The following is a 23393-nucleotide window of genomic DNA, read 5'->3' on the forward strand; positions in this document are numbered from 1 at the left end:
CTTCTCCCTAAAAGGGAGAAGCCTTCATTTTATTTTGGTAGATATAGGATGGTTTCGGTGCCTTTATCTTTTCCTTCTGATATGATATCAAGCACGTCATCCCTTTCATAGAAAATATTTAACCTTTCTATGCAATTATTTAATCCAACTCCGTTTGAGCCTGATTTATTAGGGGTGCTTACATAGCTTCCATCTAATATTCGTTCGATGGTTTCCCTTTCAATTCCAGTTCCATTATCCTTTACGCTTACGCAGGCGTAATCCCCCAGCTCATATACGGAAAGCTTTATCTTTTTAGTCCATTCTATGTTACGCAGGCCATAGTTGATGCTGTTTTCAACTATAGGCTGAAGAATCATACTTGGGATTTTTATATCAAGAAGTCCCTCATCTATCTCCTTTGTAAACTGTATTTCTCCCGCAAAACGTACATTTATAATGTAAATATATATATCCACCAGCTCGATTTCCTCTTTTAGAGTAACCACATCCTTGTTTTTCTTGATGTTGTATCTAAAGAAATCTGCCACTCGCTGAATGTAGTTGCTGGTCCTATCTGCTCCCTCCATCATGGCCAGCTGGGCGCCAGCATTCAAGGTGTTAAACAGAAAGTGTGGATTAATCTGTGATTGAAGATATTTAAGCTCTGCATCCTTAACATGGTTTTCCATAATAAGCTCGTTCTCACGAAGCTTTCTGGTGGCCTCCATCGATTCTGTAAGCTGCTTGATGTAGTCCTTGATAGAAAGCACCATTTTGTTGAAGGCCATGGTAACAACCCCCACCTCATCATTGCTTCTAACTGTTGGAAGCTGAACATCGAAATCACCACCGGACACAGTGTTGGCTGTAGCTGCCAGCCTTACCAGTGGATCTGCGATAGTGGATGCAATCAAAACTACGAATGCAAGATTGGCAAGACCTATTATTACAAGTGTTACGATGTTTAGTCGTTCAATGGTCTGCAATGCCGCCATCATAGCACCGTAGGATTTAGAGTTGTTTACAAACTGCCTGTTGTTTAGGCTGTTTATACTACTATCTATATAGCCAAAGGTTCTGGTGGCCTCCTCGTAAATGCTTTTGTATTTTTCTACATTTCCTCCTCGCTTGCTTTCCACTGCCTGATTAGTTAAATCCAGGTAGTTTAAGGACATTCGCTTTATATTTCTTTCGATGACACGGTTCTCATTTTCATCACTGTTATCATCTATAGCTATAAGCAAATCCCTATATTCCTCCTCACGAATATAGTACTGCTCCAAAGCATCACTTGTTTTGGTATTAAGATACCCCTCGGTGGCGGTCTGGAGGCTATCCAGGCCGACGCTTAGTTGATTCAAATCATTGTTACTTGAATACACCGCATCCAAAGAATTAAGCACTCTGGTGGTTCCCAAATAAAGCATCATGTTTACCAAAAACAGAAGGATGGTAGGCAAACAGAAGGCCAATATCATTTTTTTCCTTAAGGACATGGATTTGGTCTTAATCTTCTTCATCATCCACCTCCTGAAGCTCTTCTGCTATGTTACTAGCATCCACCAGCTTGGCATCTACGCTGATATAGTCCGACACATAGCCTGCATCCCTATATTCTACAAAGGCTGCTGCAGCTGCCTCCCCTAGCTTGGAACCGTCTACATATACCGAGCTTGCAATAACCCCCTGCTTTATTCCTGTAAGGATTGTAGAGGATTTGTCGCTTCCAAATAAAAGGATAGAGCCTACCTTATTGTAATCAATCATAGCCTGATAAAATGACGCAGTGGTTTCCTCATCAAGACAGATTACAACAGGTGCCAAATCGTTTTCCTTAAACATGTTCTGGACGTATTCCTCTGTAGCAAATGGCCCAGTTTCTGTAATAGTTCTAGTCTCAAATTCCAAAGGTGCGTTAGTGATTTCTGCCCCTGTAAGTGCAATTTGAATGTTGTTTACAAATGCATTTTCATCCTCTACGCTCACTCTGTTGGAGCCTAGCACCAAAACCCTTTTCTGCTTTACCAGCTTGTCCACAAGGGAGGTGCCATATAAACTGGCGATGGAATAGCTGTTGGGACCAATGTAGCTGATACGACTTTCTACATCCACATCTGTTCCCAGGGAAAATACTGGTATTCCCTTTTTCTTGGCGCGTAGCAGCATATTAGCTGTCTCGTCTATGCTATCTCCCTCCAGGAAAATGGCGTCGCAGTCTGATTCAATAGCCATTTCTAAAAGCTGAGTTTTGCTGTAGCTTTCATCAACTGTTTCGGAAAGCAAATCTACATACACGCCATTTTCTTCCCCATATTTTTTTGCTGTATTATAAACCTGCTGCCAAAAGACAGAATCATCGTCAGAGGAAATCATTACCACATAGGAATCGTACTGGCTGTATTTTGCCTCTGCCATCAGACTGACTGCCTCTTCCATTCGATGCTTATACAAAATAGTGCTAATAATTGTAGCAATAAACATAAAAGCAACAGCGCAGCCTGCTGCAATAGCAAGTGCACTGTTGCTTCCTAATTTTCTTTTGCCCCCAATTAGTCTCATAACATTATCCCTACAAAATATTATCTATTGAAAAATTCAACGAATTCCTCGTAACCTTCTGCTGAAAGCTGTTCCTTCTGGAACTTTTTATTTTTGTTCATACGAACAACAAGAACTGTCTGGCCCTCTGAACGAGCTGCCTTTGCCTGAGCCATAACCTCTGCAAGCTTATCTGCTGGATACCCCTTTTCAACAAGATAAGCAACCTTCTTGTTAGCGCCAGGAACCTTGAAGCCCTGCTCCATAAGAAGAAGAATGATACGCTCAAAACCGATTGAGAAGCCGCAGGCTGGTGTATTCTGGCCTGTGAAGTTACCAATCATTTTATCGTAACGTCCGCCGCCACCGCAGCTTCCGCCAAATTCTGGAATAGCGATTTCGAAGATTGTACCTGTGTAGTAGCTCATACCACGTACAAGTGTAGGATCAAATACAAGCTCAAACTCAGCTTCCTTTGTAGCATTAACAGCTGTTGCGATTTCACGCATCCAATCTGCTACCTCTTCATCAAGGAACTCGCCAAGCTTTTCAAGAAGTACATCCATTCCTGCTGCAACATCCTTAACACCCTCAAGTGCTGTGAAAAGTCCTACGTATTTATCGATTGATTCCTGTGGGTAACCAGCCTCAAGAAGCTCCTTAGATACTCCATCAAGACCAATCTTATCCATCTTATCAAGTGTGATGAAGATTGAATCGTAATCTTCCTCTGCAAAGCCAGCGTAAGCTGCCATAGCCTTAAGGATACGACGCTCGTTAATACGGATTTCGAAATTCTTGAAACCGATGCGGCCAAGTGTTGTAGTAGTTGCAAGGATAAGCTCTATCTCTGCAAGGTTTGATGGCTCGCCCAAAATATCGATATCACACTGAGTGAACTGGCGATAACGACCACGCTGAGGTCTATCAGCTCTCCAAACAGAACCAATCTGAAGTGACTTAAATGGTGAAGTAAGCTCGTTAGCATGGTTTGAATAGAAACGGCAAAGAGGTACTGTAAGGTCGTATCTCATACCGAAATCTACAACATCTTCCTCTGTAGTAGCCTCAGGGATGTTAAGCTTTTCGCCACGCTTCATTACCTTGAAGATAAGCTTTTCGTTTTCTCCACCCTGCTTATTTGAAAGGTTGCCAATAGACTCCATAGCTGGTGTCTCGATTGGTGTAAATCCAAATGAGCGATATGTCTCCTTTATGATAGAAGTAACATAGTCTCTAACTTCCATTTCATAAGGAAGTATATCCTTCATTCCGTTAACTGGTTTCTTGTTTAAAGCCATTTTAAATCCTCTCTAAGTCTTTCTCTTTTTCTTTCTATCATTTCATCAATTCTATCCATGTAAAGCTGGACATCCTTGACATTTTCACATCTTGTAACTGTGGCGCCATGGTCTGCTACAAACTTGCAAGAGCAGCCTGCACCAAGTGCCATTATAGTTTGTTTTTCTTCCATTATCAAGATGTTATAAAGTCCCTCTTTACCTGGTGTGGCATATCCAATATTTTCAAGGTTTGCCGCCATATTCTTTTGTCTATATAAATAATATGGTATCAGATTAAGCTTTTTAGCTGTATCAAGGCAGGCGTCCATGTGTGCCTGCGAGTTTTCGATTAGGTAATCGTCGTATGCTTCTCTATCAATATTAAGCCTTGCAGAATGCTTCAGTGCCAATGAATGGACTGTCAGATTATCAGGCGCAAGCTTTTCTACCTCTGAAAGTGTGTACTTAACATCCTCAATAGTCTCTCCTGGAAGACCTAATATCAAATCCATATTGATATCATCAAAGCCCAGCTCTCTTGCCCAGCCGTATACTCTGTAAATATCCTCTACCTTGTGGAATCTTCCGATTAAATCAAGTGTCTTTTGATTCATGGTCTGAGGATTGATGGAAATTCTGGTAATCGGATGATTCTTCATAACCTGTAGCTTTTCGTAGGTGATGGAATCTGGACGGCCAGCTTCGATGGTGTATTCCAGTAAATCCTTTGTGTTGAAATATCTATCAACCAATGTTAACAGCTTATCTAAATGCTCTTCATCAAGGGATGTAGGTGTTCCACCACCGATGTAGATGGTAGTAAGCTCCTTGTCCTTGCATGCTTCGGCTGTAAATGCCATCTCCTTTTCAAGAGCAACCAGATAATCGTCTAGCTTTTTCTTCCATAATCCGATTGGATATGAAGTGAAGGAGCAATAAAGGCATGTGCTAGGACAGAATGGAATTCCGATGTAAACAGAATAGCCATTGTCATAATCAATCTTGGATAAAAGCTCGTGCTCCTTGTGTGAAACCTCAAGGCTTAAAGCTATCTTTTCATCTGATGTAAGGTAGGTCTTTCGCATGTAATCAGCTACCTCTTCATCTGATGCACCCTGCTCTATCATACCAAGGCTGATTTTGGTAGGACGAATGCCTGTAAGTGTACCCCAAGGCAAAGTCTTTCCTGTGCGCTCGCTTAAGCTTTCATAGATGGCAAGCTTTAAGCGATTTTTTGTATCTGGGCGATTAGAATAATCTATTTCAACCTCACGACCATCTAAGGTAAGCTTGTGGTCGGCGTATTTAACATCCATGGTAAATAGGATATCCTCATCTGCTGGTGCATCTGCAGTGCCGATGCGCACCTCCTGCTTAGGATAAAATGCCTTTACCAAAGAATAAATGTCATATTCAAAATTATCTTCGTTTAACTTTACATATATCATATCTTTACTCCGTAAACTGTTACGTATACAAGCATATATATACTTCACTCGACAACATGTCTCGCTTAAGTATATATATAGCTTGTCTACTACAGTTTACTCCTCTAAATTTTAACCTAAATAAGGATTGTATAATCTTTCTTCGCTAATTGTTGTAGGTTCGTTGTGGCCTGGGTAGCAGATGGTGTCATCATCAAGTGTCATAAGCTTTGATTTGATGCTTCCTACTAACTGAGACATTGAGCCGCCTGGGAAATCGGTACGTCCCACGGAACCACAAAACAGTGTATCTCCTGTAAATACAATTCCTTCCTTTTCAAAATAATAGCAGCAACCACCTGGTGTGTGGCCCGGTGTGAACAGGCACTTAACTTTAAGGCCGGCAAGCTCTATTTCCTCATCATCCTTAAGGAAGATGTCTGCTCTATAGGCTTCGCTGCTTCCGTACATATCACCAGAAAGATTGATAACTGGATTCTTAAGCTCGTCAGCGCAGGCCTCGTGAGCATAAATCTTTATTCCATATTCATCTGCTATTGTAGCTGCCTCTCCAGCATGATCAAAATGACCATGTGTAAGTAGCACTGCTACAGGCTTTGTGCCTGTCTGAGCTACTGCAGATTTAACTCTTTCTGCAGCTGAGCCTGGATCTATAATGATACATTCCTTTGTATCTTCGTTAATCGCCAAATAGCAATTTTCCATTGCCGCTGGCAGCATTACTTTTCCTACCTTCATAATCCTCTCCAAAATGTTAGAACAGCTATCCTTTGCGAAATAGCTGTTCTATATAGTCGTTACTATTAATTTCAAACTATCCTCTAGGTCTTTCAACATCGATGATGGATTCAACCTGCTTAATCTTTTCTACCAAAGAACGAAGCTGCTCTCGGCTCTGGGTGCCGAACTTGATTGTGATTGTAGCAACTCCCTGCTTGCTGGTTTTAGAATGGATTGAATCAATATCGATTTCTCTTTCTGTAAAGATACGAGTGATATCCACAAGAAGTCCCGTACGGTTGTTACCATAGATATTGATTTCTGTGAGATATACTCCACCCTTCTTGCCATCTTCCTCTGTATCAGCTGCCCATTCAGCTTCGATTAATCTTTCCTTTTCAAAATCTGGAAGATTAATCATATTGATGCAATCGGTACGATGGATGGAAACGCCACGGCCTCTGGTTACGAAGCCAACGATTTCATCTCCTGGCACTGGATTACAGCACTTGGAGAAACGAACGGAAACATCATATATACCGCTAACGGTAATACCGTTTTTAGACTTAGGCTTGATTTTATCGCCACCACCTGAATGCTCTGCAAGAACCTCCTCATCAGTCATCTTGATTGGGTGGTCCTTCTGCCATTCAGAGAACATTCTATTGATGACAGCGCCTTCCTTGATGGCTCCCTGTCCTACAGCTGCAAGACAATCCTCCCAACTGTGGAAGCCATATTTATTTTTAATTAGATCCTGATATTTAGGCTTGTTTACCTCACCAAGATCTACACCCTTTTGCTTAGCTGAGGCAATGAGTAATTCCTTACCCTTTGCAATGTTTTCATCCTTGGACTGGCTTCTAAACCACTGATTGATTTTATTTTTAGCCTGAGAGCTTTTGACAATGTTTAACCAATCACGGCTAGGACCATTAGTGTTTTGAGATGTTACGATTTCGATTCTATCACCGTTTTGAATGATGTAATCGATAGGTACAAGCTTACCATTTACCTTGGCACCAATCATACGGTTACCTACGGCTGAATGAATAGCATAGGCAAAATCGATAGGTGTTGAACCATTAGGTAAATTTTTAACATCACCAGATGGTGTAAAGCAAAATACTGTATCTGAGAAAAGGTTCAAGTCCGACTTAAGCAAGCTAGAGAATTCCTTATTATCGGAAATCTCCTGCTGCCACTCAAGGATTTCACGAAGCCATGAGAGCTTTTCCTCCTCGCCCATAACAGTGGAGCCTTCGCCACTTTCCTTATATTTCCAGTGAGCTGCGATACCGTATTCACTGGTACGATGCATTTCGTAGGTACGAATCTGAATTTCAAATGGTGAACCGTTAGGACCAATTACAGTGGTATGCAAAGACTGATACATGTTAGGCTTTGGCATAGCAATATAATCCTTGAAACGGCCTGGGATTGGAGTGTACATCTCGTGGATGACACCAAGCGCAGCATAACAATCCTTGATAGAATCTACAATAATGCGCACTGCAAATAAATCATATATCTGATCGATGGTCTTGTGCTGATTAACCATCTTTTTATAAATACTAAAGAAATGCTTTGCTCTTCCGTAAACTTCTGCATCTATATCTGCATCCTTGATGTGCTTTGCCACATCATCCACTAGGGAACTGATATATTCGTTACGCTGATTCTTTCGAAGGGCAACCTTTTCTACCAAATCGTAGTAAGCATCTGGCTCAAGATATTTCAGTGATAAATCATCAAGCTCGATTTTAACCTTGCTGATACCAAGACGCTGTGCCAAAGGAGCATAGATTTCCATGGTCTCTTTAGCCTTTTCCTTTTGCTTTTCAGGGCGCATGTACTTCAAAGTACGCATGTTGTGAAGTCTATCCGCAAGCTTGATAAGGATGACACGGATATCCTTTGCCATAGCAAGGAACATCTTACGAAGATTTTCAGCCTGGATTTCTACCTTATCCGCATCATAATTCAACTGGCCTAATTTGGTAACGCCATCCACCAGCTCTGCAACTTCTTCAGAGAACTCTGCAGCTATTTCTTCCTTAGTGTATATGGTATCCTCTACCACATCATGAAGAAGACCTGCAACGATAGTCTCTTTATCAAGCTCCAAATCTGCAAGAATGATGGCTACACAAAGTGGATGTATGATATAAGGCTCTCCCGACTTGCGCACCTGGCCCTCATGAGCCTTGCTGGCAAGCTGATAGCCCTTTTCAATCATAGAAATATCAGTGTTTGGGTGATATTTACGAACCCTGTCGATAAGCTCCTTATACAGAACATCTGGGTCCACAAAATCTTCCGTAGCGATGACACCATGATTATCCATAGCAACCTTGTGCTCTAGCTGCTCAATTTCAGTTTGATTGTACTCTGCCATGGTATCACCACCTTTCAAAAATTTTTTATTAAATATTATATAATTTAACATTTTAAAAAGCAATAATACTAATAGCGAAATTTCTATGATTCTCTAGGTTTCTTTTGGAAGTTTTTTGGTGGTTTGGTTTAGTTTTTCTTAGTTCTATCTGTACAAAAACCCTATTTTTTGATATCATTAACCTGTTTTGATTATTAGTTGGACTTCATTGGCTTGCCTTGTTTTCCAACTTGTTTTTTTGTATAGAGAAAGGAAGTTAAATGATTCAAGCAAATAATGTCACTCTTCGATTCGGCAAAAAGGCCTTATTTGAAGAAGTTAATATCAAATTTACAGAAGGTAACTGCTACGGTATTATCGGTGCTAACGGTGCAGGTAAGTCTACTTTCCTTAGAATCTTATCTGGTCAGTTAGAGCCTACTAGCGGTGAAATCACTATGAGCCCTGGCAACCGTCTTTCATTCTTAGAGCAGGACCACTTCAAGTATGACGAGTTCACAGCTCTTGATACAGTTATCATGGGTAACCAGCGTCTTTACGATATCATGAAGGAAAAGGACGCTATATATATGAAGGAAGATTTCTCTGACGAGGATGGAATCCGTGCTGCAGAGCTTGAAACAGAGTTCGCAGAAATGGATGGATGGAATGCAGAGTCAGATGCCGCTCAGCTCCTTAACGGACTTGGTGTTGATACTGAATTCCACTACACTCAGATGTCTGAGCTTCCAGGTGCATTAAAGGTCAAAATTCTTCTTGCTCGTGCACTTTTTGGTTCACCAGATGTACTTCTTCTCGATGAGCCTACTAACCACTTGGATTTAGATGCTATTGCTTGGCTTGAAGAATTCCTTATTAACTTTGAAAATACAGTTATCGTTGTATCTCATGATAGATACTTCCTTAACAAGGTATGTACACATACAGCAGATATTGATTACGGTAAGATTCAGCTCTACGCTGGTAACTATGATTTCTGGTATCAGTCTTCACAGCTTATTATTCAGCAGCGTAAGGAAGCTAATAAGAAAAAGGAAGAGCAGATTAAGGAATTACAGGAATTCATCCAGCGATTCTCTGCTAACGCTTCTAAGTCTAAGCAGGCTACATCTCGTAAGCGTGCATTAGAGAAGATTCAGCTTGATGACATCCGTCCATCTAGCCGTAAGTACCCTTACATCGATTTCCGCCCAGCTCGTGAAATTGGTAATGAGGTTCTTTCAGTTGAGAATCTTACAAAGACTATTGATGGTGAGCTTATCCTTGATCACCTTACATTCAATGTTGGTCGTGAGGACAAGATTGCATTAGTTGGTTCAAACGAAAAGGCCAAGACAGTTCTCTTCCAGATTCTTGCTGGTGAGATGGAGCCTGATGAGGGTAGCTACAAGTGGGGTGTTACTACTTCACAGTCATACTTCCCTAAGGACAACACTGAAATATTCAGCACAGACCTTCTTATCGTAGACTGGCTTACACAGTTCTCTGAAATTAAGGATGCTACTTATGTACGTGGATTCCTTGGACGTATGCTCTTCGCTGGTGATGACGGCGCTAAGAAAATGAAGGTATTATCTGGTGGTGAAAAGGTACGTGTTCTTCTTTCACGTATGATGATTGAAAACTCTAACGTACTTATGCTTGATGAGCCTACTGACCACTTAGATATGGAATCAATCACAGCACTTAATACTGGTTTACAGAAGTTCTCAGGTGTTATCCTCTTCTCTTCTCGTGACCACGAAATTGTACAGACTACAGCAAACCGTATCATCGAAATTCTTCCAAACGGACAGATGATCGATAAGATGACAACCTACGATGAGTATCTTGAGTCTGATGAGATGGCACGTAAGCGTACCGTACTTGAAATGGCTTCAAGCGATTTAGATGACTAATACATTTAAATAATAAAAAAGCTCCTGTAGGTAACAAGCTATTATATTTCTTAAGCGAAGCATTCTAAGCTGAGCGTAGAAATATAATGCTTGTTGCCGTAACAGGAGCTTTTTAATACTTTAAAACTACGCTACGGATACGACACGCAACGAATTGTTTGCTACGAATTCAGTAACTATCCCCTGGTTTTTAAGCTCGAAAGCCTTTCTAATAACCTCGTCTACTGTACAGCAATAAATAATTTGTCCTACTACCATTTTCTTCATACCTCCTAAAATTACTTTAATCTCTTCTACGAAAAAGAGTTTATCATGGTATTTGTCACATAAATGTCACACGAAAAACCCCATTTCAGTCTTAAGTAATATTATATATCTATTATCATACTATTTTGTTAATTATTACTCAATAGTCTTTTTGTGTATATTTAAGGCAATTTTTCGAAATTAAATGGCAACAAATGCAAAGCCAAGATATTACAAAATTGTTACGATATTCTTGCTCGAGCACGAAAACGTTTACGAAAAATGAATGGAGGAAATGCCCTTATGAGAAGAATACATAAAAGCCTTCTAAGTGCTTCCTTAGCACTTGGACTCATGGCGTCTTCTGTAACAAGCCTTACAGCTTTCGCCGTACCAAAAATTAGTCCTTATTCTACACTTGAGGCTGAAATGACAGCTACTAAAAACGGTGTAGATGTTACTACTGAGGGAGATTTAAAATATGTTTCAGGTTTAGAGAGCGGAGATACATTCTCTACTGTACCACTTGAATTTACTTCAGGCGTTGTTTCACTTACAGCAAATGTTCGTACTAACGCACCTTCATTATTTGAGGTTCGCCTCGACAAGGCAGATGGTGATTTAATCAGTACATTTAGAGTTGGAAACACACATGGTGCCTTCAAGCAGGTTTCTGCTTCTGCAAAGCAGGTAGAAGGTCATCATACTTTATATTTCGTAGGTAAGGTAGGCGCAACAGATATTGATAATTGGAAAGCACTACTTCCACCTGGTCAGCAGCCAGTTACTCCAGAGCCTACACCAACAGAGCCTACAGATCCAAGCAACCCAACACCTGCAGATCCTTCTATCCTTACAGGAACAGTTAATCCTTATGAAACTGTAGAGGGTGAGAACTCACAGGAAATGAAGGCAGCAGTTGCAATCACAGTTGATAACACAAGATGCGCTATGATTCGTTCTAATGGCTATGCTGCTGTTAAGAATGTAGATTTTACAGATGGCCTCGCTGTTTTTATCGTTACAGCTAAGGCTTCAAAGCTTGGCGTTCTTGAAATTCGTTTGGACAGCCCAGAGGGCCAGTTGATTTCAAATGTTAAATTAAACGCTGGCGATTTCTCTACAAAGACTGTAAAGGTTGCTTCTGGTATTGAAGGAAAGCATGACCTTTATTTCGTTGCAACATTTAAGGGCGCAACTGTTTACTTAGATTCATGGAAGGTTATGGCTCCTCCAACAAAACCAGAGCCAACACCTGTAGATCCTACACCTGTAGACCCTACTCCTGTAGATCCTACTCCTGTTGACCCTACTCCTGTTGACCCTACTCCTGCACAGTCAGACTTAAGTCTTCAGTATGAAATCAATAGCTGGGGTGCTGGTTACACTGTAAACTTCAAGGTTGTAAATAACTCTACAACACAGGTAAATGGCTGGACTTTAAAGATTAAGAAATCAGATATCACAGTTGACAATTGCTGGTGTGCAAAAGTCGCTGAAGAAGGTGAATACTACGTATTCACTCCTGAGACATGGAATAGCATGATTAATGCTAACGGTAACGCAACCTTCGGACTTAACGGTTCAGGTTCAATTGGTAACACCTTAAACTTCATCCTTCTATAAAAATAAATGGGGCTGTTTACGAACAGCCCCAAATTTATCCGATGCACACAACTCTTAGTGCACAGCTAGAAATAAATTCTGTCATTATTCCCTTATCTTTTAACTCAAAAGCTTTTCTAATAACCTCATCTACTGTACTGCAATTAATGATCTGTCCTACAACCATTTTTATACCCTCCAAAATTCTTAATTTGTTGTTTCTGAAAGAATAATATCATCACTTTTGTCACATTAATGTCACACTGAAAATATTATTCTTTAATGGTACCGATTTAGTTATCGGCAGAATCATCAATTTGCTTAGATGTGAGGGCAAATATTTTTTAATTAAGCCATTGAGCCTTCAATATTGAAGTAATTCATCTTTTCGTTAAGGTTTACAGCTAAATCTCTGAGCTCATCAGCAGCCTCTGTAATAACTGCAAATGTTGCATTCAACTCTTCCATTGATGCTGTTGTTTCCTCTGATGATGCTGCGTTCTGCTGAGAAATAGCAGAAAGCTCAGAAATAATATCATTGAAGCTTACCTTTAATCCGTTTAATAAATCAACCTTATCAGCGATTGTCTTTGTGCTGTTATCTACGCTATTAACATTCTTTACTACATAATCCATATCAGCCTTTGTGTTGTTAAGCTGGCTATTCTGCTGATTAAATGCAGCATTAAGCTTTTCAATAGTATCAACACTCTTCTGAGATTCCTCAACAAGCTTAGCAACAATATCGTTGATTGAAACAGATGCATCCTTTGACTGAACGGCAAGTGAGCCGATTTCAGATGCAACTACAGCAAAGCCTCTACCTGCATCACCTGCACGTGCAGCTTCAATAGAAGCATTAAGTGATAGAAGGTTTGTCTGGTCTGAAATAGATGTAATTGAGTTTGACGCATCAGCGATATTCTTTACAGCCTCGTTTGTAGCCTGAATCTGAGCATGGATTTCTGACATAGCTGACATAACTCGCTGGTTCTGAAGCATAAGCTCGTTAATTGAATCAACTGTCTTGCTAGCATCCTGAAGCATCTCTGTAGCTGCTTTTGAAAGCTCTTTTACGCTATCAGAAATATCATCAATGCTCTCGCCCATCTCTAATGTATTATTAAGTGAATTTTCAACGCTCTCTGCCTGCGATACAGCACCCTTGCTGATATCCTCTACGGCATTTGAAACCTGATCAGCTACATGTAAAGCAGTATCAGCACTGGTTGCAAGGTTTTCACCTGCGTTTGTAACCTGGTCAGAAAGATCAAGTGATGTCTTAATAACATCCTGAAGCTTATCTCGAAGTTCAGCAGATGTTTCAGCAATAACACCAATTTCATCTTTTCTATCAAATGCATGGTCTTCAATATAGAAGGATAATTCACCATCCTCGAGCTTCTTAAGGCCTGAAACAATTTCTTCTATAGCTTTTGTAGATTTGATAATCATCATGTGGCCAAGCACAAGTACTAAAATAACGAAGAATGCATAAACTCCCATCATAATGAGTCTTGCATGTAATAATGCTGCCTGTACAGTATCTGTCTCACGGCCAGCAAAAATCATACCAACAACTGTGCCATCTGCATTTTTAAGTGGAATATAATATGCATACCACTTGCTATCGCTACCACCAATCTTGATATTAGTAGCTAAATAATCTTCTCCATTCTCAACGACCTTGGCCACAACTTCTTCTGAAGCCTGTGTGCCTTCCATACGCTCACCTTTCTCATCTGTAAGAGATGTAATATATCTTGTATCTCCATAGAAAATAGTGAAGTTAACTCCTGTCTGCTCATGTAATGCATCTAACTGAGCTTGGAAATCATCATGTACTGCATAATTTCCCTTGAGAATCTTTCCTGTAGATGTAACTTCCCAGTCACCCTTCCACTGAGTATCAAGTGCATTCTGTAAAAACATTGCAGAAGTATGTAATTCCTCTGAAAAGGAATCAAAATATGCCTTCTTAACATAAGACATACCGATAACTGCAATTGAAGTAGACATCATTAACGCTAAAACAGCAGCAAACCATAATATTTGACGAACTAGTTTTTTATTCTTTTTCATAATCTTGCCTTTCTAAAAAACGTTCACATTTATTTCACAAAACAATGAGAATTATAATGGGCATTTGAGTGGTTTTCAAGTATATTGTTATAGTTTAATAATATTTATCTGTTTAGCACATATCTATAACGTTTGATAATCATTTATATAGTCATATTGCACTTGAAAATATAACTTAGGAAACTGAATCGCAAGTTTTGAGTTTCTAAAATAATAAAAATCTTGAAAATACCCACAAATTTCAAGTGTAATTTTTTGTGCACTTCGTGGATATTGTTGCAAAATACACAGTTTAATCTTTCACTCCTGCTACCATTTGATACAATTACGGTGTTGCTTAACTGAGGGATTGGGGGGAGTAAAATGAGTTTTGAAGAAAATTCAAAACAAGGAGAACAATGAAGTGAAGAAGAAGTTAAGGAAAGCATTGGCATTATCGGCTGCTTTAGTGTTTACGTTAATGTCATTTGTAGCTTTACCTGTGCTAGAGGTTCACGCCGCAGCGGTGACGCCCGAAACAGGAAACATCTATTACATCAAGAACAAGAACAGTGGCCTTTACCTGACTGTTGAAAAGGATTCATCAGCCGATGGTGCCAATGTAGTGCAGGCTACTGGTACTGGTTCAGAGGGCCAAAGATGGATTCTTGAAAAGAACAGTTCAACTGGCAATTATAGAATTCATCCTGCTACAGATATGACTGGCGGTATGTCATTAGATGTAGCAAATGGTTCTGCAGAAAACAAAACTAACATTCAAATTTGGAGTAATAATAGCTGCTCAGCTCAGAATTTTGCAATCAAGCCAGCAGATTCTAACATGGGCTATTTTATTGCATCTGAAGTAACAAATTTCAATTCCGTACTTGATGTTAACAGTGCTAAAACAACAAGTGGCGCTAATGTACATCAATACGCCAACACAGGCAAGGACAATCAAATCTGGTATTTTGAATCTGCACCCTGGCCATCTAACAATAACTCAAACAATTCAAGCAACAATTCCTCAAACAACACAACTTTAGCACTAACAACAGGCTACATTGCTGATGGTTGGTACTACATCAAAAACATCAACAGCCAGAAGTATGTAGAGGTAGCTGACGGCAAGGATGAAAACGGAGCAAATGTACAGCAGTATCAAGGCAACGGTTATCCATGTCAAAGATGGTATGTTACAAATGTGGGAGGAGGATATATCACCCTCAAAACAGGTATGTCCAGCGGAAGAATGATGGATGTAACTGCAGGAAAAGCAACAGATGGAACAAACGTAGAACTCTACAATGCAAACGGACTGGACCCTCAAAAATTCAAGCCTATTAAAACCGCTGAGGATGGAGTCTTCTGCTTAACAACAAAGTGTTCTGGGGACAAGCAGGCACTTGATGTTTACGGATGGTCTACAGAAAACAAAGGAAATATTAATACATGGACCTATAATGGTTTAGCATGTCAGCAGTTTAGATTTGAAGCTATTGCCAATGAAAGCTCTTCAAGCCAGGGCAACAACAGCGGCAATACAAACGCTAAATCCACTCTTAGCAATGTTTATCCAAATCAGCAGATTAGCTTTGTAAACTGCAGTGATGGAAAATACCTAAACGATAACGGCACTCATGGTGGAGCAATTACATCCAATGGAACAAGTGGCGCTTCTAACAGATGGATTCTTTCCTTTACAAATAATGGCGTTTTCAGAATTGTAAACGTAGCAACAGGCTACTGCCTCACTCCTTTTTCTAGCAAGGTATCAGATGGAAATGGTGTAGCTGGAGCTACTGTTTCTTCAGGCGACAAATCTCAATACTGGAAAATTGTTGCTGTAAAGAATGATGCAAATAACATTGCGTTAAATTACAAGATTGTAAATTACAACAACTCTAATCTCGCACTTACTCTTTCAAATGGAAGCTACAAGCTAGCAAACTATAATGGTTCTACTAGCCAGTGCTTCAGAGTAAATTCCTATGGAGTTGAAGGCTTTGCAGGATATTCAAAAGATATGTCCGGTCGCGAAAAGGCTTGTATCACTGGTGGTGTATTTGGACAAACTGTAACTGTTAAGTCATTAAATGATTTGCAGAAATATGCAACTGGCTCAACACCATACACAATTATCATCGGTGCAAACCTGTCACAGAATGCTCTTACAAAGGTCAATGTAGGAAGCAACAAAACATTCATCGGCTCTTATGGAGTGCATACACTTAACAATATTCATTTTAGAAACATTCAGGCATCTGGAAATAATATCTACAAGAATATTACGTTTACTCATTCTGTAAACATCAATAACAATGATGATATTCAGATGTACATTTCTGATGGAAATAACTTCTGGTTAGACCACTGCTCTTGGCCAGGACATAACATGAATCAGGACACAAGCATTCATCATAATGACACAGATAAGTTCCTCTATGTTGGACTTAAGGCAAACTTTGTTTCAGTTAATGATTGCTTCTTCGGTGGACACAAATATGGATTAATTCTTGGTTATCCAGGTGAAGACGGCCATGGTACATACACAGGCTATCCTTGCATGACCATAAGCAACTGCTACTTCAATCAGACACTTACACGCGCCCCTGGATTAATGAGATATGGTTACTTCCACTGCTACAACAACTATGTATATGACTTTGACTTAGGCTATACACCTTATACTGACTGCAATATCTATTCTGAGAAGAACTGCTTCGAGGCAGGCAGCCACAAAGGATGTGTTGTAAATGCAATGGATTACATCGGTAGATTTACCGATAGCGGAAGTATTTTATCTTGGAATATTTCTAGCGCAAAGATTGCAGGTCCATCAAGCTTTAGACCTGGCAACAATTATGGATACAGTACTCGCGACCCACAATCCGCAAAAAATTGGACTGTAAAATATGCTGGAGCTCAGAATGGTGCTTTGACATATTCTACTAATTAAAATACGAAAGAGACGCCAGCGGAGCGTCTCTTTCAAAAGGGAGAATAATGTTATGAAAAAATTGTATCTCTCTCGAGATGAGTATATATTAACTGATAATTTTGTCAAAATAATGTAAGTTGTGTGAATACTCTGTGAACTGAATGCGACATTGAAATAAAAAATGGCTTCCCCACAAGGGGAAGCCATAATTTATTACTATTACTAAATTGTCTCAACCTTGATTGTATTTGTGTTTCCTACAGAACCATTGATTGGGCCACCTGTAAGAACTACCATATCACCCTTGTTAAGATCTAACATTTCCTTTGTACGCTCAACTGCACGCTCGAACATAACATCAAGAGCCTTGTACTTGTCAACAAGAACTGGTGTAACACCCCAGCTAAGAGCAAGTCTTAACCAAACCTTCTTGTCTGTTGTCATAGCGATAACGTCTACTGGGCAACGGAAACGGCTAACACGCTTTGCTGTGTAACCTGACATTGTACAAGCAACGATTGCCTTTGCGTTAACATCGATAGCCATTGAACATGTAGAGTGACAAACAGCATCTGGAGTAGAAGCGATTTCCATATCTTCCTTGCGGAAACGTCTCTCGTAGTTGATATCCTTCTCTGTTGTCTCAGCGATTTCTGCCATTGTAGCAACAGCCTCAACTGGGTACTTACCCTGTGCAGACTCACCTGAAAGCATGATAGCTGATGTTCCATCATATACAGCGTTAGCAACGTCAGAAATTTCAGCACGTGTAGGACGTGGATTAGAAATCATAGACTCAAGCATTTCTGTAGCTGTAACAACGCTCTTTCCAAGTGAACGAGCTGTTGAAATAAGCTCCTTCTGAACTGCTGGAAGGTTAACGAATGGAATTTCAACACCAAGGTCACCACGAGCAACCATGATACCGTTAGCAACTTCAAGGATTTCCTTAACATTGTCAACACCTGGCTGGTTCTCGATCTTAGCGATAACAACAACATCCTTACCACCGTTCTCATCAAGGAAAGTTCTAAGCTCAATCATATCCTGCTTTGTAGAAACGAATGAAGCAGCAACGAAATCAATGTCGTTCTCGATACCGAATAAGATATCCTTCTTATCCTGCTCTGAAAGGTATGGGCCTGACATTACCTTGTTAGGGAAGCTCATAGACTTCTTGTTTGACATTGTACCGCCTGCAGTACACTTTGTGATAACGTCATGTCCCTTAATATCTGTAACTTCGAAGAATACGATACCGTTACATACTGAAAGTGTATCACCTACATTAAGATCCTTGTGAAGGTTCTTATGTGTTACAGAAACACGTGTCTGATCACCTTCTACATCGTCTGTTGTGAAAATGAATGTATCACCCTCTTTAACAGTAACAGAACCGTCCTTAAATGTCTTAATACGGTACTCAGGTCCCTTTGTATCAAGAAGAATGGCGATTGGAAGGTTAAGCTTCTTACGAACTTTCTTAACTAAATCCATCTTCATGCCCTGCTCTTCATGATCACCATGAGAGAAATTCATACGGGCTACGTTCATACCAGCCTTTGCCATCGCTGTAAGAGTCTCCTCATTCATTGATGCAGGTCCGATTGTACAAATAATCTTTGTCTTTCTCATTTCAACACTCCTTCTATATAAACAATAACTACTATAACTAAAATTTAACCCAAGATATATTAACACTATTTGGATAAATAGTAAACATAAGAAATCATTTTTTAACAAAATATTAACATAAAAAAGCCTTGCCAGATTTCTCTAGCAAGGCTTAATTTTAGTTGTAATATGTAGTTACTGTCTCACCATTACTTCCTAATGGAATCTCATGATCAAGACCAACAAACTTACCTGTTTTTGAATCAGACCAAAGGGTCTTTTTCATCATATTATACTTTGCAGTATCCCATGACATCCAGTCATCCTTGAGGAGGCCGCCGGTGTCACCTGAATTAGGATTAATGCACCAGAAGGTATGATTGATGTGGTTTTTAGCAATGAAGTTTGCCATAAGATTGAGGTACTTTTCATTGTCTCCTCCATCCATAAAGCCACCCCACTCTCCAATAAGAAGAGGAGCAATTTCCTGATCCTGAAGGTAGAACCAGCTATCATACCAAACATCATCTAATAATGTCTGTTCAGTGAAATCCTTATCGAACCAAACCTGCTTGTAAACAAGTGGGCCATAGTCATGTGGAGAATAAACTAACTGGCTCTGATGGCTGCCTAAGTCTACTGGATATTTTCCGGCATTTCTTAGGTTTCCGCCCCACCATCCGCCATAGTATTTAAGCTCATCCTCTGTTGCATTAGGATTCTGTGTACCAGAGTTAAAATCATATCCTGCTCTTGGTGTTTCTTCTGTACCCTCTACCATAATGAGAAGGTTTGGATTTACATCAAGAATTGCCTTACCACAACGGCTGGCAGCGTAGCGCCAATTGTTTTCATCTGTGGAATCATCCCACTTAGCTGCTACTGCTTCTGCTTGGGAGAATTTGCCATGTGGTTCATTCTTAAGGTCGCAAGCGACGATTGTATCGTCATCCTTATACTCATTTACAAGCCATGTCCAGCCTTCAATCCAATCTTCAGTAGTAAAGCCCTTTGGTCCATACCAAACATTGTAATTGTGACCAGAATTGTTGGCATCTGCACTATGGCAATCAACCATAATCTTGATACCATTTTCCTTGCAAAGCTTTACGAAGGTGTCAAAGATTTCTCTTGAGCTCATGTCTGAGCCATCAGCTCTCTTTAACTCAGGATTTGCGTAAGTGTTTACGTTAACCTTTACGTTCTTTCCTGACTTCCACTCTAATAAAAGCTCTGTAGAAACAGGTACTCTTACCAGGTTGATTCCATGATCTGCCATGCTTTCAACAACGTTCTTCATATTTGCACTCCATAATCCATGGAATACACGCTCTGAACAGTTAAATCCAAACCAGTTCGCACCAGTCAGATATACCTCATGACCGTTCTTGTCATAGATTCTTGCTCCATCTGTGTGAAGCCAATCATCACCTACAACTGCTTCAGATGGTTCTGTAGGCTCTGGCTTGTCAGGAATATCTGGTATTTCTGGCTCGTCAGGCTTGTCTGGAACCTCTGGCTCGCTAGGTTCTGGTTGCTCTGGTTGTGATGGCTGATCAGGCTCAGTTGGCTCTGGTGTAACAGTCTGGCTCTGTCCGTTTACAGAAATATCAATAGCTGTGCCGACGTGACTAGTGCCCTGAATGCCAAATTCAACTGCCTGTCCTGGCTCGATTACTGAATTCCACTCCATTGGAGTGATTTCATAGTAACCGTCAACCTCTTTAACATTCACATTCCAGCTTGAATCAATTCCAACGTCATCTTTATTAATTCTAAGAGTCCACTTATCTTCTCTCTTGTTTGTATCGTTCTTAACTTTTATAAGAACCTGATAACCTGAACCCCAGTTGTTGATGGTGTAATCTGAAACAAGTCCAGCCTCTGCTGCAAGTGCAACATGATTTGGAATGCTCACTCCACTAAATACAAGTGAAGCAGATAAAACCCCTAAGAATGCTTTTTTGCAAAAAGCATTTCTTCCTCTACCCATTTTCTCGTACTCCTCCTCAAAAACCGTCTGTTATGTTATTTTCCTATCGCTATAATTTCTACCTTATCTCCAATGTGAGAAGATCCCTGAATACCAAAATCAACTGCCTGACCTGGCTCGATTACTGAGTTCCAGCTCATTGGAGTGATGATGTAGTAATCACCGTCTTCTTCAATATTTACATTCCAGCTTGTGTCGATACCAACATCATTCTTGTTAACCTTTAATGTCCAAGAATTTGTTCTTGTAGCTGTATCGTTCTTTACTTTGATAAGAACCTGATAACCTGAACCCCAGTTGTTGATTGTGTATGTTGCAGCTAAATCTGCAGCTACTGGAGTAGGATCTACTGGTGTTGGATCCACTGGTGTTGGGTCTACTGGTGTTGGGTCTACTGGTGTTGGGTCTACTGGCTCTGGCTCAACTGGCTCTGGATCAACTGGCTCTGGATCAACTGGTTCTGGCTCTACTGGTTCTGGCTCAATTGGCTCTGGCTCTTCTGGCTCTGGAGCTACGATGTTCTCATCACCAAGTACAAGCTTGCTGCCTTCGAATAACTGCATTCCGCTTGGTGTAGACATCTGTGAGTTGCTTGTTCCGCCAAGACCTGTGATGCATGGGCTCTTAGAGAAATCCCACTTTCCAGGAGCTGTGATTCTTGTCTGAAGCTCGCACTTGCACTCGCTCTGTCCACCTGGATAAATCTTAGCACCTGCTAAGTTAAGGTCGATGTAGTAGATGCCCTTCTGGTCAGATTCCTTGAACTCAGAAATCTTTACTGGATGCTGATTGTAAGTCATAGAAACCTTCATGTCTGAAGCTGAATGACCCTGTGCAATAACATCGCTTAAATCAAAGAACATACGAAGATTTAAGTTGTCTGTAACTCTTGCTGGCCAAGCTGTGTGATTCTCAACAACAGTCTTAAGCTCTACAAAGTTTACAGCATTGTTCTTGTCCTGGCAGTTAATTCCACCCTTAAGAGTGAACTCTGCGCCATCTGTCTGCTCGATTGCAGAAGGTGTAACAACTGTACCAAATCCGTTTTTCTCATATAGATAAGCACATGCGCCTGTGAAGCCTGCATTGTAGTCACAAGCTACTTCGTTTGCCTGATAATCACTTCTAACGTCCTTGTAAGAATCGTTAGCAGAACCTGGACCACCTACGATAGCACCTACAAGTGTATGTCTTGAATTTTCTGGTGCAGCATTGAGGTTGTTTGACCAGCAGCCGTGAGCAGCTCTATGATGAGGATTCTTTGGTGACTGTGCATTGTATCCAACCATAAAGTTCTGGCCATTGCTACCAAGTACGTAGTTGATTGTTCTTTCAATGTATGAGTTTGCGCCAGCAATATGCTCGCTATCAGCCTTCTCCAATCCTAAATAGATTGTGTCGATAAATGCCTGATTACATGCATATCTAACTGAACCCCACTCGCTTAAGAATGAAAGTCCGCCAGGTGTGATTGTAACTGGGTTTGAACCAGGCTTCTTACCGTTGTAGCAATCAATACTGTTCTCGATTGGTGTGTAATATTTTTCCTTACCTGTAAGCTCTGCTAAAAGTAAGCAAGCTCCCATGTGTGTGTCATCCCATGACATTGTCCAAGAATATGCCATCTCGTCTCCACCCTGGAATTCTGTTCCAAAGTTGTTTGCATATTCTTCTGCTTTTGCAAGATATGTCTTATCTCCTGTTGCTTTGTATAACCAGCAGCCTGCTAATGCCAACTCATCATAAAATCCGCTGTATGATGTGTAGAAGCCGCTTGCAGCTGTGTAGCCCTTATCGCTCTTTGCTCTATCTGCCATGCCATAAAGTGTTTTAGCATGTGAAAGATATGTAGCGCTTCTTGAAGGATCTGTATCCTTAAGAACAAGTGATGCTACTGCAAGAGATGCTGCTGCCTCACCTGTAACACAAGAACCACCATTAGCAGCTGTATCGCCAACTTTGAATGCTGGTCTATCCATTTTTGTTTCAACTAATTCAGGTGCGCCCCAGAAACCGTGGTCTTTGCCGCCGTCACCTACCTGATAGAAGTATGTGCTTGAATCAGGATTACATTTTACAAAATAGTCGTTTGCCCACTTGATATCGTGAAGCATCCATTTTGCCTGACCTGATTTCTGATATGCCTCAGGATTGTTCAAATAAGACCATCCTAAAACCATTGATGAGTATGCCATTGGAAGATTGAACTTTACGTTATCTCCGGCATCATACCAACCACCTGTTAAATCTAAGTTAAAATCTGAACCATCTTTTAGGCCTGAATCTGCTCTCCAGTTTGTTCTAGAAAGTGTTTCCTCTGAAAGCTTTCCAGATTCCTGTAGCTGATAGAATAATAATGATTTTGCTAAAGCATCACCATAATTATAATTTCCGGCTGCATCCGCCTTCACTGATGGAAAGCTTACCCCTGTAGCAACCATGAACACTGATAATGAGCAGGCTAAAGCCTTTTTGCAAAAAGCTTTACTAACTTTATGCATAGTAACATACCCTCCTTAATAATTATATATAATGACACCTGCGCGCCTGGCGTCTTTATATCCCCTCTCCGTTTGTAAAAAAGATATGCATGAGTATAAAAACTCATTTTTATTATGTTGGTCTTTATCTGTCATCTGTATTTAATTGCGTGTATTATCTGTCTA

General features: G+C 40.3%; 15 protein-coding genes. 3 read left to right on the forward strand and 12 right to left on the reverse strand.

All coding sequences use genetic code 11. From position 1 onward, the window contains the following. Window positions 1-29: 29 nt before the first annotated feature. From BM097_RS03815 to BM097_RS03840, 6 genes are all read right to left on the reverse strand, one after another. Window positions 30-1502, reverse strand: coding sequence for a histidine kinase (locus BM097_RS03815; protein ID WP_242944653.1), 1473 nt, complete (start codon window positions 1500-1502; stop codon window positions 30-32). Next, complete coding sequence (locus BM097_RS03820; protein ID WP_090546051.1) at window positions 1489-2541, reverse strand: sugar ABC transporter substrate-binding protein; 1053 nt, start codon at window positions 2539-2541, stop codon at window positions 1489-1491. The genes BM097_RS03815 and BM097_RS03820 overlap by 14 nt, the downstream gene beginning before the upstream one ends. Before the next feature lie 20 nt (window positions 2542-2561). After that, on the reverse strand, window positions 2562-3821 hold the full coding sequence (gene hisS / locus BM097_RS03825) for a histidine--tRNA ligase (RefSeq protein ID WP_090546053.1): 1260 nt from the start codon (window positions 3819-3821) through the stop codon (window positions 2562-2564). Further along, window positions 3812-5251: a coproporphyrinogen dehydrogenase HemZ gene (gene hemZ, locus BM097_RS03830; RefSeq protein ID WP_090546055.1), complete on the reverse strand. Its 1440-nt coding sequence runs from the start codon at window positions 5249-5251 to the stop codon at window positions 3812-3814. The genes hisS and hemZ overlap by 10 nt, the downstream gene beginning before the upstream one ends. 111 nt (window positions 5252-5362) lie before the next feature. Continuing rightward, a complete protein-coding gene (locus BM097_RS03835) occupies window positions 5363-5989 on the reverse strand; it encodes an MBL fold metallo-hydrolase (protein WP_090546057.1) in 627 nt (208 codons plus the stop codon). A 76-nt stretch (window positions 5990-6065) separates the two neighbouring features. Then, window positions 6066-8369, reverse strand: a complete 2304-nt coding sequence (locus BM097_RS03840; RefSeq protein ID WP_090546059.1) for a RelA/SpoT family protein — start codon at window positions 8367-8369, stop codon at window positions 6066-6068. 260 nt (window positions 8370-8629) lie between these two features. Here BM097_RS03840 and BM097_RS03845 point away from each other — a divergent pair, with 260 nt between their 5' ends. Next, on the forward strand, window positions 8630-10267 hold the full coding sequence (locus BM097_RS03845) for an ABC-F family ATP-binding cassette domain-containing protein (protein ID WP_090546061.1): 1638 nt from the start codon (window positions 8630-8632) through the stop codon (window positions 10265-10267). Window positions 10268-10393: 126 nt separating this feature from the next. On the opposite strand, the gene BM097_RS16285 is transcribed toward BM097_RS03845, so the two are convergent. Further along, entirely contained in the window at window positions 10394-10534 is a 141-nt protein-coding gene (locus tag BM097_RS16285) for a hypothetical protein (RefSeq protein ID WP_177197357.1), read from the reverse strand. Window positions 10535-10816: 282 nt separating this feature from the next. Between BM097_RS16285 and BM097_RS03850 the strand changes: the two genes are divergently transcribed. Beyond that, window positions 10817-12139: a carbohydrate-binding protein gene (locus BM097_RS03850; RefSeq protein ID WP_177197358.1), complete on the forward strand. Its 1323-nt coding sequence runs from the start codon at window positions 10817-10819 to the stop codon at window positions 12137-12139. Window positions 12140-12173: 34 nt separating this feature from the next. Here the strand turns inward: BM097_RS03850 and BM097_RS16800 are convergent, their stop codons facing one another. Both BM097_RS16800 and BM097_RS03855 read right to left on the reverse strand, forming a co-directional pair. Continuing rightward, the gene (locus BM097_RS16800) at window positions 12174-12305 is read right to left on the reverse strand and encodes a hypothetical protein (protein ID WP_255406613.1); all 132 of its coding nucleotides are present in this window, start codon (window positions 12303-12305) and stop codon (window positions 12174-12176) included. 161 nt (window positions 12306-12466) lie between these two features. Beyond that, window positions 12467-14200: a methyl-accepting chemotaxis protein gene (locus tag BM097_RS03855; protein ID WP_090546066.1), complete on the reverse strand. Its 1734-nt coding sequence runs from the start codon at window positions 14198-14200 to the stop codon at window positions 12467-12469. 403 nt (window positions 14201-14603) lie between these two features. On the opposite strand from BM097_RS03855, the gene BM097_RS03860 reads away from it, so the two are divergent. Beyond that, a complete protein-coding gene (locus tag BM097_RS03860) occupies window positions 14604-17138 on the forward strand; it encodes an RICIN domain-containing protein (protein ID WP_090546068.1) in 2535 nt (844 codons plus the stop codon). 204 nt (window positions 17139-17342) lie between these two features. Here BM097_RS03860 and pyk read toward each other — a convergent pair whose 3' ends face one another. The 3 genes from pyk to BM097_RS03875 all read right to left on the reverse strand — a co-directional run bounded on the left by pyk (window position 17343) and on the right by BM097_RS03875 (window position 23228). Beyond that, the gene (gene pyk, locus BM097_RS03865; protein WP_090546070.1) at window positions 17343-18755 is read right to left on the reverse strand and encodes a pyruvate kinase; all 1413 of its coding nucleotides are present in this window, start codon (window positions 18753-18755) and stop codon (window positions 17343-17345) included. A 157-nt stretch (window positions 18756-18912) separates the two neighbouring features. Further along, complete coding sequence (locus BM097_RS03870; protein WP_090546072.1) at window positions 18913-20727, reverse strand: cellulase family glycosylhydrolase; 1815 nt, start codon at window positions 20725-20727, stop codon at window positions 18913-18915. Between the two features lie 35 nt (window positions 20728-20762). Further along, window positions 20763-23228 carry a glycoside hydrolase family 9 protein gene (locus BM097_RS03875; protein ID WP_090546074.1) on the reverse strand — a complete coding sequence of 822 codons (2466 nt, stop codon included), beginning with the start codon at window positions 23226-23228 and terminating at the stop codon, window positions 20763-20765. Window positions 23229-23393: the final 165 nt, after the last annotated feature.

It is taken from the genome of Pseudobutyrivibrio sp. OR37, assembly GCF_900113655.1.
GTDB lineage: Bacteria > Bacillota > Clostridia > Lachnospirales > Lachnospiraceae > Pseudobutyrivibrio.

Coding starts and splice junctions, on each gene's coding strand:
- BM097_RS03840 (WP_090546059.1), bottom strand. CDS start 8,369: ATGGCAGAGTACAATCAAACTGAAATTGAGCAGCTAGAGCACAAGGTT.
- BM097_RS03820 (WP_090546051.1), bottom strand. CDS start 2,541: ATGAGACTAATTGGGGGCAAAAGAAAATTAGGAAGCAACAGTGCACTT.
- BM097_RS03875 (WP_090546074.1), bottom strand. CDS start 23,228: ATGCATAAAGTTAGTAAAGCTTTTTGCAAAAAGGCTTTAGCCTGCTCA.
- BM097_RS03850 (WP_177197358.1), top strand. CDS start 10,817: ATGAGAAGAATACATAAAAGCCTTCTAAGTGCTTCCTTAGCACTTGGA.
- hemZ (WP_090546055.1), bottom strand. CDS start 5,251: ATGATATATGTAAAGTTAAACGAAGATAATTTTGAATATGACATTTAT.
- pyk (WP_090546070.1), bottom strand. CDS start 18,755: ATGAGAAAGACAAAGATTATTTGTACAATCGGACCTGCATCAATGAAT.
- BM097_RS03855 (WP_090546066.1), bottom strand. CDS start 14,200: ATGAAAAAGAATAAAAAACTAGTTCGTCAAATATTATGGTTTGCTGCT.
- BM097_RS03870 (WP_090546072.1), bottom strand. CDS start 20,727: ATGGGTAGAGGAAGAAATGCTTTTTGCAAAAAAGCATTCTTAGGGGTT.
- BM097_RS03815 (WP_242944653.1), bottom strand. CDS start 1,502: ATGAAGAAGATTAAGACCAAATCCATGTCCTTAAGGAAAAAAATGATA.
- BM097_RS03845 (WP_090546061.1), top strand. CDS start 8,630: ATGATTCAAGCAAATAATGTCACTCTTCGATTCGGCAAAAAGGCCTTA.
- BM097_RS16800 (WP_255406613.1), bottom strand. CDS start 12,305: ATGGTTGTAGGACAGATCATTAATTGCAGTACAGTAGATGAGGTTATT.
- hisS (WP_090546053.1), bottom strand. CDS start 3,821: ATGGCTTTAAACAAGAAACCAGTTAACGGAATGAAGGATATACTTCCT.
- BM097_RS03835 (WP_090546057.1), bottom strand. CDS start 5,989: ATGAAGGTAGGAAAAGTAATGCTGCCAGCGGCAATGGAAAATTGCTAT.
- BM097_RS16285 (WP_177197357.1), bottom strand. CDS start 10,534: ATGAAGAAAATGGTAGTAGGACAAATTATTTATTGCTGTACAGTAGAC.